The sequence below is a fragment of the Paenibacillus sp. YAF4_2 genome, from assembly GCF_052113225.1.
In the GTDB taxonomy this organism is placed as follows: domain Bacteria; phylum Bacillota; class Bacilli; order Paenibacillales; family Paenibacillaceae; genus Pristimantibacillus.
The window spans coordinates 163,868-178,052 of record NZ_JBFRCT010000003.1 but is presented as its reverse complement, the minus strand read 5'-3'; the positions used below and the strand labels follow the sequence as shown (position 1 = coordinate 178,052).

Sequence of the window (14,185 nt, the reverse complement as noted above, 5' to 3'; positions counted from 1 at the left end):
CCAGCCTTTGCTTATTCTTATCCGTCATTTCTTATCCGCGAGGTGCCAGGAAGCCCATTTTTTCTTTTACATCCGCAAGCGTGCGGTCAGCCAGCTCCGATGCACGTGCTGCGCCTTGCTTCAAGATTTCATGGATTTCGCCCGATTCACGAATCGCTTTATATTTTTGCTGCAGCGGCTCAAGAACATTTACGACATGCTCAGCAAGATCCTTCTTGAAAGGTCCATACCCCTGTCCTTCATATCGTGCTTCAACCTCTGCAATGGAGATATTAGCACAATGCGAGTAAATACTGATCAAATTGCTGATCTCCGGTTTAGTTGCCGGATCATATTTCACTTCTCGGCCGGAATCGGTTGTTGCACGGCTGATTTTTTTACGAATAACACTTGGCTCATCAAGAAGCGCGATAAAGCTTCCCACATTCGGGTTACTCTTACTCATCTTCTTACTAGCATCATCAAGTGACATGATTCGTGCGCCAACCTTAGGAATGTATGGCTCCGGAATTGTGAAGTAATCACCAAAGCGCGAGTTGAAGCGGTTCGCAAGGTCACGAGTCAGCTCCAAGTGCTGTTTCTGGTCATCGCCGACAGGTACAAGATCCGCGTTATAGATGAGAATATCTGCCGCCATCAGCGATGGATACACGAACAGACCTGCGCCAACCGAATCTTTGCCCGCAGACTTATCTTTGAATTGCGTCATACGCTCGAGCTCGCCCATACCCGTAAGGGTTGTTAGGATCCAGCCCAACTCTGCATGTGCACGTACATGAGATTGTACGAAAATATTGGCTTTCGCCGGATCAATACCCGCAGCGATAAAGAGAGCTGCCACAGACTCCGATTGTTCGCGAAGATTAGCCGGATCCTGCGGCACAGTGATCGCATGCAGATCCACGACCATAAAGAAGCATTCTTCCGTTTCCTGCAGTTTGACAAAGTTTTGCATCGCTCCGATATAGTTGCCCAGCGTAAGCTGACCGCTCGGCTGAATGCCGGAAAGTACTTTTTTCATTGATTCGTCCCCTTTTCTCTTCTGAATAATCATCTATTGCGTAAGTGAACGCAAAAAATCCCCCGCCGCAAGGGACGAGGGACCGTGGTGCCACCCTAATTTACTTATTGTCTGCGCATTCATTCACTATGCGTCTTAGCCAATAAGCCTTCATTGTTCCGTAACGGGGAACTGCCGGAGAAGCATTGGCAGCGCCCAAATAGCTTGGCTGCTTTCCGCTTTCCGCTCCAGGATCCATTCAGCAATCAGGCTTGCACTGGTTTGCACCTTCCACCAGCTCTCTGTCCGCATTAACACCTGTGCTTACTTGTTCCCATCATCGCATTTCGTATCCTGATTATAGCGCAATTCGCTACCGTCATGTCAAGCCTATTCCAATTCCAATCCCCTGCATTATCTTTTAAAAAGTTGTCCTATCCGGTAAATGATCCGCATAAGCTGTTTATCATCCGTCATCTTTAATAGTAATAAAGAGAGGTTGGCCTATGCTGAACTTGTTATTCCGATTTGGGACACCGATGCTAGCTATCGGCTGTCTGGTTATGATCTGCCTTATTTTGGCCGGACAACCCTGGTCGCTTGCTTTATTAGAATCTGGCGGCGCACAGGAATTCAAAATTGTATTTTTAAGTATTATATTAGAAGCTTTTCCATTCATTCTGCTTGGAGTGATCTTCTCAGCCTTGCTACAGGTATTCGTAACCGACGAGATGATCCAGAAGATGACTCCAAAACATCACATCGTAGGCATCCTATTTGGCGCTTTGCTTGGTCTGATATTTCCACTATGTGAATGCGGTATGATCCCTGTTGTAAGGCGATTAATCCGCAAAGGTATGCCTGCTTATATCGGAATTGTATATTTGCTCGCAGGACCTATTATTAACCCTATCGTCTTTACATCCACCTACGCAGCCTTCCGAGCAGAACCACAGATGGCATATGATCGGATTATCATTGCGTTTATTGTAGCCATTGTCATCGGCCTGCTGCTTCATCGATTTATGAAAGGGAATCCGCTCAAGGAAGCTGCAGTAAAACATGAACATAACCACCATCATCACGATCATCCAGAAAGACATGAACCGGTTAAACCAAGCTGGGGCTCACGCCTATCCGAAACACTTGGCCATGCATCGGATGAATTTTTTGATATGGGCAAATATTTGATATTTGGTGCTCTGCTAACAGCTGTTATTCAATCCTTTATTGACCGCCAGGCATTTGAGTCTGTTGCGAACCAGCCTGTATTGTCTTATTTCTTCATGATGGGGCTAGCCTTCCTGCTATCAATCTGCTCAACCTCAGATGCCTTTATCGCAGCATCGTTTGACGGCATGTTTAATCATGGTCCGCTGCTTGCATTCCTCGTGTTTGGACCCATGATTGATTTAAAAAATCTGCTGATGATGCTGTCCGCTTTCCGGACAAGGGTCGTCCTGTCCATTACCGCTTTAACATTTACTCTTGTCCTGATCAGCGTTTGGCTGCTGGAGGTGGTTAGGTGAACCATAATTGGATCCGGGCAGGCTTTCTTTCCGCCTTTGCTTTCCTTATTATCTATCTCGACAGGCTTGATCAATTGCCTATATATCTTGCCCCTCGTATGGAGCTTTACGTCAAGCTGTCCGCCATTGTGCTTAATGCAGCTGCCGTTCATCAAGCCTTTCTCGCTCTGCGCTTTAAGTCCCACTCTGACGATTGTATAGAATGCAGCCATGATCATTCTCATCACGATCACGATCACGATCACGATCATGATCACGACCATTCGATGTCCCCTTTAAAGAGCATCCTTGTCTATGGATTATTTCTGCTGCCGCTTCTGCTTGGATTTCTGCTTCCGGCAGCGGCACATGATCATGAAGTAAACAGTAGTGGGATAAAGCATCTGCATTCGGGTCAAATACCTGAGGCTGAAAAATGAACATAAGAGGCCGTGCAGGCTAAACCCCGCACGGCCTTTACAGTTATGTTAGAAATCAAAGCCTTTATTATCGCCTTTGATCTCACGAAGCATCTGATGCTTCGGTTGTTGGTAACGATAGCTCCAATTCGCTGTATTATAATTGGATTCGTAGCAGATGCTAGCCGACCAGGTGCCCGTGTTTTGCCGGACAGCGAAATCGTACACGATCTCACCATGAGTCCAATTCCTTCTCAATTTTAAAGCATCAATCGCAAGTTTGCGAAAATCTTGAACTTGAGTTGGTGTCATTCCTCCCTCATCATCTTGCTCTAATTTCCCATTTTTACTTTCAATTGGGTTATGCCGAAGAGCAAATTTACCTACAGCATTATTCCGGATGTGAATGTGAACCGTTCCTCCAACGGCATGTGTAAGTTCCTCTTCTAATTGGCGAAAAACAAAATCAACTTGCCGTGCCAATGGCATAGCATCTAAATTCATATTATTTCTCCTCCTTTCTACCCTGAAAATATGGAAACTAGATGTTTATATCTAGTTCTTAGGACTGATTATAAAATCTTTTCAATAAATTGACAATATAGTAATTTATGTTTTTTCTAAATTATCGCGCAATTACATATTTTACTTTATCAAATATTGACTCGAGATTATTCGACATTTATAGACCAATTTCACCGGTGATGCTATAATATGGATATTCTATCAAAAGGAGCGCTTACATAATGAGCCAATGGTACTATTCTTTATCGATTAGAGGTAAGCTGTTGACTTCCATTTATTTTAATTTGGCGCTAGTGGCAATTGCACTAAATTTAGTTATTCTGTTAAGTGGCGGCTCCTTCCTTGCAGGCATTATTGTAACGGTGGTATTAGCAATCGTTGCTTATCCAACCGTTGGTTTTATCCAGAGAGCACTCAGCTCATCGTTCGAAGAAATGGCGAATGCGGCATTCCGAATTTCGAAGGGTGATTTCACTCAAAGAATTGACAGCGCTTCAAATGCATCACTTGGCGAAGTTGGACATGCATTCAACAGCATGGTGGACAAGCTTCGCGATATTCTTACCGAAACATCTAATATTACAAGACATGTATCGGAAACAAGCCGAAATATTTTTGATAAAAACAATCACATTCAAGTAGCTATGGAGCAAGTTGCGGCCTCCTCCAACGAACTTGCTACTGGGGCTAATGAAATTTCCGAGGATGTCGCTGACATGAGCGAATCCATCGCCGAGATCGAGAAGAAAGTCGCGAACTACGCGAGCGCTACGAAAGAAATGAATGAACGCTCGGAATTCACTTTAAGCCTTGTCGATAAAGGCCGTGAAGCACTCGAAGCGCAGTCCGAAGGGATGCGCCGCAACGTGGAGGCAACGGAGAAGGTTTCCGAGACGATTACAGACCTCGCCCATAAGGCACAAGGCATTACAGCGATGACAACAGCAATCTCTGATATTGCAGAGCAGACTAATCTCTTATCGCTTAATGCTTCCATTGAGGCAGCCCGTGCCGGCGAGCATGGACGGGGCTTCGCAGTTGTTGCACAGGAAGTCCGTAAGCTTGCTGAAGAATCAACGGCATCAACGAAAGAAGTATTTGGTCTCGTGAAGAGTATTGATCAAGGCATCAAACAAACGATCAATCATATGAAGGTTAACGAAGAGGTTGTTAAGATTCAAACGGAGCGTATCCGCGAATCCGAGATGGTCTTCTCTGAAATTGTTCAAAGTGTTCAATTCATCACTCGCCAAATTGCTGCTTTTGCAAGCGAAAGTGATCAAATGCTGGACAGCGCGCGTAAAATTTCCGATGCAATCCAAAACATTTCCGCGATTACAGAGGAGTCTGCTGCTGGTACACAGCAAGTATCTGCTTCGATGAATGAGCAAATTTCTTCCGTACAAGCTGTTGTCCAAGAGACCGAACGGATGCATAATATGGCTACGCAGCTTCAACGTACGATTCAAGTATTCAAGATGAAATAAAAGATTGTCTTATAATAGCAAAGCGGTCATGTGGATTTTAAACCCACACGACCGCTTTTGTTTTTTTATCAATTGTTGCTTTCCTTTTTAAGAATTTAATAAGGGTTAACGGCAACCGGAGCAATTCGAATGATTCTGTAAAAGCGAAGCGTTCGCTTTTGCTTGGGGATTCCAACCTTATTACTTTAATTCAAGGAATCCCCAAGCAATGGCGATTGGAAGAACATTTGAATTGAGCAGGTTGCAGCTTTAACCCAAATAAATCTTAATAGGAGCCAACGAATGATCCCTTGTAGTTCGGGAAAAATAGCCCCACAGACTACATAAGAATGGGGGCAAGAAATAATGGCGCGAATGCCGAACTCCGGCCTGCTCGGCAAATGCAGACGATGTATTGTTATTGTACTGACGATCATATTGCTGCTCGCATCAGTGGAACAAACGAGTGCATCTTCCCCATCACAGAAGAAAAAACACCGCCCCGAGGAAATGTCCTGGGTAAAGATGCATAAGCAATTCCCGGATGCCTTTATCATCAATGGGCCAAGAAACAGTAAACGTGTGGCTTTAACCTTCGATGATGCACCGGATCCACGGTTCACGCCACAAATTTTAGATGTTCTTGCCAGCTACGATGTATGCGCGACTTTCTTTGTTGTTGGATCCCGCGCAGCCAAGCATCCTGCTCTCGTTCAGCGTATTCACCGTGAAGGGCATACTATCGGCAATCATTCTTATAATCATGCCGTCATGTCCAAGCTCAAGGATCGTGATTTTCATAATCAAATTTGGAGAACGGATGCTATCGTCAGTCGGATCATCGGGTATCATCCGCGATTCGTGCGGCCGCCTTATGGCGAAATGCTGCCAGCACAAGTAGCGTGGTCAAAAAGAAGCGGCTACACGGTCGTGAATTGGGATGTAGATTCGGTGGATTGGCGGAGCAACCCTTCCAGCGCTTCTATTCTTCGCAACATTAAGAAGACGTTACAGCCTGGCTCCATTGTTTTACAGCATGCAGGTGGCGGTTACGGTCAGGATCTCTCCGGTACGATACAAGCTCTGCCGGTTCTAATCTCACAGCTAAGACAGAAAGGTTACCAGTTTGTAACCCTCCCCGAGCTGTTGAACCAATCTGCTGCTAAAATAAAATAACCGGAAGCTCAATCGCCTCCGGTTACCCTTTATTTCAAAACAAATACCTTTACATTTTGAATACCAAACTTACTCGCTTGCGCGGAAGAACCCGGCACGTAAATATCAATATGATTACCTTTGATTGCACTGCCAACATCTGAAGCTGTAGCAACCATACCGCCTGCAGGCAGACCATTATAAGTATAGCCTGTAACATAAAGCTTTGTACCAAGCGGGATAACTTTAGGATCAACGGCAACTGTACCTACTTTAAGTTTATTGCCGAAGTAATCCATCCCTGCCCATCCGCCATTCTCTGAAGCAGCGCCGCTGTATGCCGTTGCTTTTACAGTCAATTGTTTGCTGAAGGTATGAATCGTTCCTGCTTCATCCGTCACGCTTTGCGCGCTGACCGTTGTTGTTTTCGCTTTAGCCGTAGCAGCTTCGTTAACTGTTGCAGTTGTTGGGATCACGATCTTAAGTCCAGCATAGATGTTAGAAGCACTGACCTTTGAATTCGCTTGCATGAGTTTATCAACTGAAACATGATATTTCTGCGAGAGCTTCCAAAATGTATCTCCCTCAACAGCCGTATGTGTTTTACTGGCCGCATGAACCGATCCTGTGGCAATGATAAGAGATAAGCCTAGTACTGCCGTAGTAAGTATCGAAGCTTTCTTCATATGTGTTGTCCCCCTGGTTTTCTGCGTATTCTAAGTACCTTTGTTGCTAAAAAGAAAGCGTCAGGCGGATACGCCTGACGCTGCGTGTTTCCGAAATCATTTATTTATTGGTCTTCCATTAGCCTGTGAATTCTTGAACCCACTCGCCGTTCACATAAGCAACGCCGATTTTAGAGTAGTTAGCGCTAAGAATGTTGGCACGGTGGCCAGCACTGTTCATCCAAGCTGTCATAACTTCTGTTGGGGATTTTTGACCCATGGCAATATTCTCGCCAGCGTAGCTATAAGTCACTCCAAACGATTTCATCATGTCAAATGGCGAACCGTAAGTTGGAGAGTTATGATCGAAATAGTTGTTATCGTACATGTCTTTTGCTTTTGCAGTTGCAACTTTAGTCAAGAGAGCATCAGATGTTAATGCCTTGAGGCCTTGTTTCGCACGCTCTTGGTTAACAAGAGTAATGACTTGTGCTGCAAATGCGCTTTGGGAAACTGTACCGCTGCCAGTGTTACCTGTGTTGCCAGTACCTGTGCTAGGTGTTGTTGGCTTTGTTGTGTTGCCAGTACCTGTACTAGGCGTTGTAGGCTTTGTTGTGTTGCCAGTGCCAGTGCTAGGCGTTGTAGGCTTCGTTGTGTTGCCAGTGCCAGTGCTAGGCGTTGTAGGCTTTGTTGTGTTGCCAGTGCCAGTGCTAGGCGTTGTAGGCTTAGTTACTTGCGTAGGCAATTGAATTGTAATGCCGCCGAAAGTAATTTTGCTCAAATCAATACCGTATTGCTTTGCAATTTCATTAATTTGATCGATCGAAACGTTATTTAAGTTGGAGTAAGTCTTCACAGCTGGTGCTGCACCTACAGTTGGAGCCGTTACACCTACTACACTGATCAACGCTGCTGCTGCTATGCTTGCGACACCTACTCGTAATGTTTGCATCTTCATGAAATCATCCTCCTCAGGATTGTATATTCGAATAATTGCTTATTTGGCTTGGCTAGTTAAGCACTTGCCCTCCGACGCCACTTATCGTAACACGGGCTTTATCCCTGTTTCATGGCACAAAAACTGGCAAGAAGTGCGTATTCACTGTAAAAACAAGCGATTGAGCATGTTTATGAGAAAGTGCTCACAATTCAAAAACAGCGCAAAATCAAGCGGGCATTGAACGTTTCGATAAAATGTCTGAATATTTCAACTCAATGGCTGCAGAAACATTAGAATCCTTTTAGAAAGCGTTTTCAACTAGTTGAAAACTAAAAAAACTCCTCTTGCAATCACCTATAAAAAGTGATGCTTCGAGGAGTCTCTTCTAATATAATGATTAGTTCACTTTGATGAACTGGCCAGTTGCTTGCGATTCAAATGCGCTAAGAATAACCTTCAACGATTTACGGCCTTCTTCACCCGAAATAGCTGGTACAGTATCATTGACGATCGAATCGATAAACGCATCAACAATGCCGCTCGACAATTGTTTAGTGTTAGTGGAGATTTCGCCCACTTTATGTTTCTCGATGGAACCATCACGAAGCTCAACAATAACTTGATCTTCTGGATGCGTGCCGATTTTCATAACGCCTTTTTCACACCACAGAACAGTGCTGTTGTCTTCGCCTTTGTAGTAAGTCCAGCTTGCAACAAGGGAGCCGATTGCGCCGCTCTTCATACGAACGATAACGTTTGCGTTGTCATCTACGTCGCCTGGTTTGTCAATTGTAGCGATAAATGCTGCTACTTCAGACACTTCATCGTTCAACAGGTAACGGATAAGGTCGGATTTGTGTACGCCAAGGTCGCCCATAGCGCCCATGATTGCTTCTTGTTTGCGGAAGAACCAGCTGCCTGCACCGTCGATGCTCCAGCCGTCTGGACCTGGATGGCCAAATGATGTACGGAACGTCAATACTTTGCCAAGAACACCGGAATCAAGGATTTGTTTTGCTTTCACGTGTGGAGGCATCAGACGTTGGTTATGTCCAACCATCAGCTTCACACCGTTTTTCGCTGCAGCCTCGTTCATTGCCGCCGCTTCTTCGTCTGTAACTGCCATTGGCTTCTCAACCAGTACATGCGCGCCAGCGTTCGCTGCTGCAATAGACATTGGAGCATGCAGATAGTTAGGCGTACATACGCTTACTGCATCCGGTTTAATTTCAGCCAGCATCGTTTCATAATCAGCAAATGCTTTGCCGCCGTGTTTCGCTGCATACTCTTCAGCACGCTCGATCACTGGGTCAACGAAGGCTACAAGCTCTACATTGTTATTGTCTGCATACTCAGGAATGTGACGATGTTTGGAGATGGAACCACAACCGATTACTGCAACTCTTACTTTACTCATTATTTTCCCCTGCCTCTTCTATTTTAAAAATTATTAGTTCAGATAGTTTGCTTTCAGCCAGTTGATGCTTGATTCAACCGATTGAAGTGGTGGATTCGCACAACGGTCTTGTTCTACGATAAGCCATTTCACGTCAGATTGCTCCGATTGTTTAATGAGTGGCAGCAGATCCAAATCGCCGTTGCCAAGCTCAACCGTATCGATTTCCGCTTTTCCTGTATTTTTAACGAAGTCTTTCAAGTGAACAAGCGGCAGTCTGCCAGCGTATTTCGCAATGTATTCAAGCGTGTCGCGGCCCGCATATTGTACCCAGCCAAGATCCATCTCAACTTGCAGAAGGTCTGCACTAATGGTCTCATAGAGCTTATCGAATACAATTTGTCCATCGATCTCAACTTCAAATTCGAACTCATGGTTATGGTAGCAGAAAATAATGCCTTCTTCTTGGAATCGCTTACCGAATTCCGCGAAGCTTACAAGATGCTTCTTCCATGCTTCAGCATCACGCACTTCAACAGGAAGCCAAGGGCAAATAGCATACTTTGCTCCGATTGTTTTCAGATAAGCAATTTCCTCTTCAATCTTTGTTTCCAGATTTACAAGAGGTACATGGTTGCCGATTGCAATCAGGTTAAGTTCATCTAGCAGCGCTTTCATTTTATCGGCAGGAATATCTCCGTAGCCAGCAAATTCAACACCTTCATAGCCCATAGCTGCGACTTGACGCAATGTACCTTCGAAGTCTTGAGCCGTTTCTTCCCGAAGCGTATACAATTGTAAACCGATTCCCGGACGTGTCATTCGTTAAGCACTCCTTTTATCATATAATCATTCAATTCATTATAACTGTCTGTTTATTGTAGTCTTACGATTATCATTATACGGGTAATGGGACATAGAAAAACAGTTGTCTTATTACTCTTTTCTTATGCGATTTTGTCATTCTTTTGAGTAAACCTGATTCCTCCGATAGTCTGAATGACAGATTTTGGAGTCATTTTCCGCTTAATTGTAAAGAAATCATAACCAAATTTTAAGATTATCTTAATCTTTATCCATTAGAATAGGATCAAACAGTAAGCTAAATATTATTCAGACGAAACTTTCTGCTTGTTTGATTCGTATAAATGATATCAAAGCCTATTAATGGAATGGAGGCATTCTCTATATGAAAACAATGATTTTATTTAATAACCGTACAATTCCCGTTTACTTAACCGATACAAATAAAAAAGCAATCGAGAAGTTATCCGATGTGCTGAATCGCAAACTTCAAACAGGCAAAAATGCCTTGAGAAATTGCATCAAATCTTTAATTAGCGTAGAGATTGTCGGCAGTGAAGCGACGCTCCATTCGTTATATGAGAAAGACAGCCTGACGATCTCCTTGTATTAAGAACAACGAAAGATAACATAGCTTGACCATAAAAAAGGAAGAAGCAGCCCACCTGCTTCTTCCTTTTTGTTATTTTGTAGTCGTTTGCTGCTCATCTGCTGGCTGCTGTCCATCTTGAGCTCCACCATTTTGGAACTGTCCACGGCCGCCGCCGCCAAATCCTCCGCCAAAGCCGCCAATTCGAATGGATTCAGCTTCCTGCGTATCATCTTTCAGCTGTACAGTAATAATGTCATCTGCCTTTAAGTCGGCAAGCGTCTTATCGGTTTCGTTCATTTTACCATCTGCAAAGGTTGCCGATACGATCTTCGTTGAGTCAGTTACCGTAATATCCATCGTTTCATCCGAGAACATATTTTCCATGTTCCGCTGACGATCACCAGAAGGCGCTTGTCCATCCCCAGCTTGCGGAGTTGCTCCAGCATCGCTGGCAGGCGCATTACCTGTTGCCGCATTACCGGCCTGTGCATCATTTTGCGGAGGTGCGCCATTACCGCCCTTTCCGCCTCCCTCCGGACGTTGGAAAGAGGATTTATAAATCGTAATCGTCTGTCCGTTTATCGCCTTGATCTTCCCGATAGTTCCCATCATTGCTCGGCCTTGCCCTTGACCTTGTTGCGTATCTTGCTGCTGGTCTTGTTGAACAGCCTGACCGTTAGCCGCCGTATTCGTCGTAGTATCTTCCGATTTGGAACCGCAGCCTGTCAAGGCTACTGCGAGCACGACACCACTTAAAGTGATTTTCCATTTGTTCATCTCACGTATTCCTCTCTATGCCATTTTGATTGCATTGTAGCAGATCAATATGAACGTGAAATGAACGGTTGTCCTTTAAATAAACAGGTTAATACCAGATTGATCCGCCTTGCCGAGGTAATAGCCTACTCCTGCAATTTTGACACCATCGATCAGCTCTTCCTTCTGAATACCCATCAGATCCATCGACATCTGGCAGGCAACGACTTCAACACCTTGCGAGATAGCCGTCTCAATAAGCTCTTCAAGAGAGGAGACATTATTGCTGCTCATCACTCCGCGAATCATCTTAGCACCCATGCCCATCATATTCATCTTGGACAAGCTCAGCTTCCGGCTGCCGCGTGGCATCATCATGCCAAACATACGGCCAATCAGGCTTTTCGATACCGTAATCTTCTCCGGTCTGCGGATAACGTTAAGTCCCCAAAACGTAAAGAACATCGTTACTTTTTTACCGCTGGATGCAGCACCATTCGCAATAATAAACGATGCAATCGCTTTGTCTAGGTCTCCGCTGAACACAATCATTGTGCTGTTGTCTGGTCCTTGAACCACGGCTTGATTGGCCTCAGAAGCAATCTCTGAATCACCTTTCCGAACAAATGCTTCAATCGTGCCGTCCTGATGCTTGGTCAGCTTTTCCACTCGATTATGGGTCATTCCTGCCCAGGCTTGGATATCTTCATAAAAGCCCGGATCCGTCGCTGTTACCTTCAGCACATCATCTGCCTTAAGCCCATCGATCTGCTGTTTAACTTGAATAAGGGGTCCTGGGCAGCATAATCCGCAGGCATCCAAAGTCGCATCCGCTTGCAGTGCAGCTGCTGCGGTTTCTTTCAACCCTGCAGTCACTGTCTCTACAGCTGCTTCAGCTTGTACGGGAGGCTGTTCATTTTTCTTTGGCGTATATTGAGTTAGAAGATATGTTTTATAACCGCCAGTCAAGTTCCTTACTTTATAACCGTTTTGTTGTAAAATACGTGAAGCCGTATAACCCCGCAGACCAACCTGGCAATATACCCAAATCTCTTTGCTCCGGTCCAGCTCATCCAAGCGGCCGCGAAGTTCGTCTACAGGAATAAGAATCGAACCTGGAATATGTCCGTTATCATGCTCCATCTTGGACCTGACATCAACAAGAATGGCGTTTTGTTCATCCCTCGATGTTAATTGCTCCGTAACGAACACTTCCGTCACCCCAGATAAAATATTTTCAGCCGTATAGCCTGCCATATTAACCGGATCCTTGGCTGAGGAGAAGGGAGGCGCATAAGCAAGCTCAAGCTCCGTTAAGTCTACAACCGTCCCTTTCAACCGCATAACAGTCGCAATCGTATCGATCCGTTTATCTACACCATCACGCCCTACCGCTTGAGCACCTAAAATCCGCCCTTCATCATTAAACAGCAGCTTCAGCGACATAGGTACTGCACCTGGATAATAACCGGCATGCGAATTAGGATGCACATACGTCACACGATACGCAATACCTTGTTCCCGCAGTGTTTTCTCATTATTGCCTGTCGCTGCGCCTGTAATGCCAAATACTTTAATGATCGAAGTGCCTTGTGAACCTTTGAAGGTAGTTTTCAAACCCGCAACATTGTCTGCTGCAATCCTGCCCTGCTTATTTGCCAGTCCTGCAAGCGGAATCGCCGTTTGTCTTCCACTTACGAAATCCGTTACTTCCACTGCATCACCTACTGCATAGATGTTCGGTAGGTTAGTCTCCATCTGATCGTTAACCACAATATGTCCACGGCTGCCAAAGGTAAGACCGCTTCCTTGCAGGAATGCTGTATCCGGTGTTACACCAATAGCCGAAATAACAAGCTCTGTCTGCACTACCATTCCAGAAGACAGACGGACTTCCACACGATTATGCTCTAACGGGCTGAATGACAATACTTGCTGCTTGAACAAAAGCTTCACACCGTTATCTTCTAATTCCTTCGCCATCATGCCTGACATCTCTCCATCAAATGGAGACAGAATCTGATCACCGGATTGAACTAGCGCAACCTCAAGTCCAAGCTCCTTCAGATTTTCCGCCATCTCGATGCCGATAAAGCCGCCGCCAATAACGACGGCAGATTTCGTGTCCGACTGTGTAACTTTTTCCTTAATCCGATCCGTATCTGCCAGGTTGCGAAGCGACACAATAGAAGTATGATCCACACCGGGTACATTCGGACGAATTGGCTTTGCTCCAGGTGACAAGATCATTTGATCATAGCTTTCTTCATATTGCTCTCCACTTGCGAGGTTGCGTACAGTGACCGTGTTTGCAGCCGGATTAATAGCAACAACTTCACTCTGTGTTCGAATATCGATATTGAACCGTTTGTACATCGCTTCAGGTGTTTGAACTAGCAGCTTACTGCGTTCCTTAATCGAACCGCCAATATAATAAGGCAGACCGCAGTTCGCAAAAGAAATATACTGATTACGTTCAAACATTACAATATGCGCCTTCTCATCCAGTCTGCGCAGCCTTGCTGCAGCGGAAGCTCCACCTGCAACTCCACCGACAATAATCACTTTTTTACTCATGTTGTATGCCTCCTGATGTATGATGCGTATTTTATAAAATTAAGCCTCTCCGTCGCTGAACATCGCTAGGATCAATCTCGCAACCTTTGGAGAAGCGATTGTATAATGAATTTCCAGCCCGCTTCGCTCTGTGGCTACAATGCCCGCACTTCGCAGCTTCTGTAGATGCTGCGATACCGTTGACTGCGGCAGATCAAGACAATCCTGCATGAACGAAACATTACAGCGGCCCTTCTGGAGCAGCCCTTTTACAATACATAACCGTACCGGATGCGCTAATGCCTTCAGCATCTCAGCGGCATCATCGTAAGCTTTAAAGTTGTTATCCATTTCTCCACCTCTATCTCTTTACTAAATCATAATATCGTAATATTACGATGTA

The 14,185-nt window shown here is 45.0% G+C and carries 14 protein-coding genes and 1 other annotated feature; of the genes, 5 read left to right on the top strand and 9 right to left on the bottom strand.

Translation table 11 applies throughout. From position 1 onward, the window contains the following. Nucleotides 1-31: 31 nt before the first annotated feature. Nucleotides 32-1,021: a tryptophan--tRNA ligase gene (gene trpS, locus AB4Y93_RS08355; RefSeq protein WP_441890835.1), complete on the bottom strand. Its 990-nt coding sequence runs from the start codon at nt 1,019-1,021 to the stop codon at nt 32-34. 67 nt (nt 1,022-1,088) lie between these two features. Further along, nucleotides 1,089-1,350, bottom strand: a binding site (T-box leader). Between the two features lie 156 nt (nt 1,351-1,506). Here trpS and AB4Y93_RS08350 point away from each other — a divergent pair. After that, nucleotides 1,507-2,529, top strand: coding sequence for a permease (locus tag AB4Y93_RS08350; protein WP_441890833.1), 1,023 nt, complete (start codon nt 1,507-1,509; stop codon nt 2,527-2,529). Next, nucleotides 2,526-2,948, top strand: a complete 423-nt coding sequence (locus AB4Y93_RS08345) for a DUF1980 domain-containing protein (RefSeq protein ID WP_441890831.1) — start codon at nt 2,526-2,528, stop codon at nt 2,946-2,948. Before AB4Y93_RS08350 ends, AB4Y93_RS08345 begins: the two co-directional genes overlap by 4 nt. Before the next feature lie 48 nt (nt 2,949-2,996). Here the strand turns inward: AB4Y93_RS08345 and AB4Y93_RS08340 are convergent, their stop codons facing one another. Then, nucleotides 2,997-3,431: an O-methyltransferase gene (locus tag AB4Y93_RS08340; RefSeq protein ID WP_441890829.1), complete on the bottom strand. Its 435-nt coding sequence runs from the start codon at nt 3,429-3,431 to the stop codon at nt 2,997-2,999. A gap of 242 nt (nt 3,432-3,673) precedes the next feature. Between AB4Y93_RS08340 and AB4Y93_RS08335 the strand changes: the two genes are divergently transcribed. Further along, nucleotides 3,674-4,939, top strand: coding sequence for a methyl-accepting chemotaxis protein (locus AB4Y93_RS08335; RefSeq protein WP_441890827.1), 1,266 nt, complete (start codon nt 3,674-3,676; stop codon nt 4,937-4,939). Nucleotides 4,940-5,284: 345 nt separating this feature from the next. Then, on the top strand, nt 5,285-6,094 hold the full coding sequence (locus tag AB4Y93_RS08330; RefSeq protein WP_441890825.1) for a polysaccharide deacetylase family protein: 810 nt from the start codon (nt 5,285-5,287) through the stop codon (nt 6,092-6,094). 29 nt (nt 6,095-6,123) lie between these two features. Here AB4Y93_RS08330 and AB4Y93_RS08325 read toward each other — a convergent pair whose 3' ends face one another. The 4 genes from AB4Y93_RS08325 to AB4Y93_RS08310 form a co-directional block, all read right to left on the bottom strand. Next, nucleotides 6,124-6,759: a 3D domain-containing protein gene (locus tag AB4Y93_RS08325; protein ID WP_441890823.1), complete on the bottom strand. Its 636-nt coding sequence runs from the start codon at nt 6,757-6,759 to the stop codon at nt 6,124-6,126. Nucleotides 6,760-6,877: 118 nt separating this feature from the next. Beyond that, a complete protein-coding gene (locus AB4Y93_RS08320) occupies nt 6,878-7,696 on the bottom strand; it encodes a CAP domain-containing protein (protein ID WP_441890821.1) in 819 nt (272 codons plus the stop codon). A 379-nt stretch (nt 7,697-8,075) separates the two neighbouring features. Then, on the bottom strand, nt 8,076-9,095 hold the full coding sequence (locus tag AB4Y93_RS08315; protein WP_441890819.1) for a Gfo/Idh/MocA family protein: 1,020 nt from the start codon (nt 9,093-9,095) through the stop codon (nt 8,076-8,078). Between the two features lie 33 nt (nt 9,096-9,128). Next, nucleotides 9,129-9,896, bottom strand: a complete 768-nt coding sequence (locus tag AB4Y93_RS08310; RefSeq protein WP_441890817.1) for a sugar phosphate isomerase/epimerase family protein — start codon at nt 9,894-9,896, stop codon at nt 9,129-9,131. Nucleotides 9,897-10,263: 367 nt separating this feature from the next. Between AB4Y93_RS08310 and AB4Y93_RS08305 the strand changes: the two genes are divergently transcribed. Further along, nucleotides 10,264-10,491: a 3-dehydroquinate dehydratase gene (locus AB4Y93_RS08305; RefSeq protein ID WP_441890815.1), complete on the top strand. Its 228-nt coding sequence runs from the start codon at nt 10,264-10,266 to the stop codon at nt 10,489-10,491. A 69-nt stretch (nt 10,492-10,560) separates the two neighbouring features. Here AB4Y93_RS08305 and AB4Y93_RS08300 read toward each other — a convergent pair whose 3' ends face one another. The 3 genes from AB4Y93_RS08300 to AB4Y93_RS08290 all read right to left on the bottom strand — a co-directional run bounded on the left by AB4Y93_RS08300 (nt 10,561) and on the right by AB4Y93_RS08290 (nt 14,133). After that, on the bottom strand, nt 10,561-11,247 hold the full coding sequence (locus AB4Y93_RS08300) for a hypothetical protein (RefSeq protein ID WP_441890813.1): 687 nt from the start codon (nt 11,245-11,247) through the stop codon (nt 10,561-10,563). 75 nt (nt 11,248-11,322) lie between these two features. Continuing rightward, on the bottom strand, nt 11,323-13,803 hold the full coding sequence (locus tag AB4Y93_RS08295) for an FAD-dependent oxidoreductase (RefSeq protein WP_441890811.1): 2,481 nt from the start codon (nt 13,801-13,803) through the stop codon (nt 11,323-11,325). A gap of 39 nt (nt 13,804-13,842) precedes the next feature. Continuing rightward, entirely contained in the window at nt 13,843-14,133 is a 291-nt protein-coding gene (locus AB4Y93_RS08290) for an ArsR/SmtB family transcription factor (RefSeq protein ID WP_441890809.1), read from the bottom strand. Nucleotides 14,134-14,185: the final 52 nt, after the last annotated feature.

Excerpts from the sequence above, each read along its gene's own strand:
- AB4Y93_RS08295 (WP_441890811.1), bottom strand. The coding sequence starts at position 13,803 with ATGAGTAAAAAAGTGATTATTGTCGGTGGAGTTGCAGGTGGAGCTTCC.
- AB4Y93_RS08340 (WP_441890829.1), bottom strand. The coding sequence starts at position 3,431 with ATGAATTTAGATGCTATGCCATTGGCACGGCAAGTTGATTTTGTTTTT.
- AB4Y93_RS08300 (WP_441890813.1), bottom strand. The coding sequence starts at position 11,247 with ATGAACAAATGGAAAATCACTTTAAGTGGTGTCGTGCTCGCAGTAGCC.
- trpS (WP_441890835.1), bottom strand. The coding sequence starts at position 1,021 with ATGAAAAAAGTACTTTCCGGCATTCAGCCGAGCGGTCAGCTTACGCTG.
- AB4Y93_RS08350 (WP_441890833.1), top strand. The coding sequence starts at position 1,507 with ATGCTGAACTTGTTATTCCGATTTGGGACACCGATGCTAGCTATCGGC.
- AB4Y93_RS08325 (WP_441890823.1), bottom strand. The coding sequence starts at position 6,759 with ATGAAGAAAGCTTCGATACTTACTACGGCAGTACTAGGCTTATCTCTT.
- AB4Y93_RS08315 (WP_441890819.1), bottom strand. The coding sequence starts at position 9,095 with ATGAGTAAAGTAAGAGTTGCAGTAATCGGTTGTGGTTCCATCTCCAAA.
- AB4Y93_RS08320 (WP_441890821.1), bottom strand. The coding sequence starts at position 7,696 with ATGAAGATGCAAACATTACGAGTAGGTGTCGCAAGCATAGCAGCAGCA.
- AB4Y93_RS08290 (WP_441890809.1), bottom strand. The coding sequence starts at position 14,133 with ATGGATAACAACTTTAAAGCTTACGATGATGCCGCTGAGATGCTGAAG.
- AB4Y93_RS08310 (WP_441890817.1), bottom strand. The coding sequence starts at position 9,896 with ATGACACGTCCGGGAATCGGTTTACAATTGTATACGCTTCGGGAAGAA.
- AB4Y93_RS08335 (WP_441890827.1), top strand. The coding sequence starts at position 3,674 with ATGAGCCAATGGTACTATTCTTTATCGATTAGAGGTAAGCTGTTGACT.
- AB4Y93_RS08305 (WP_441890815.1), top strand. The coding sequence starts at position 10,264 with ATGAAAACAATGATTTTATTTAATAACCGTACAATTCCCGTTTACTTA.
- AB4Y93_RS08330 (WP_441890825.1), top strand. The coding sequence starts at position 5,285 with ATGGCGCGAATGCCGAACTCCGGCCTGCTCGGCAAATGCAGACGATGT.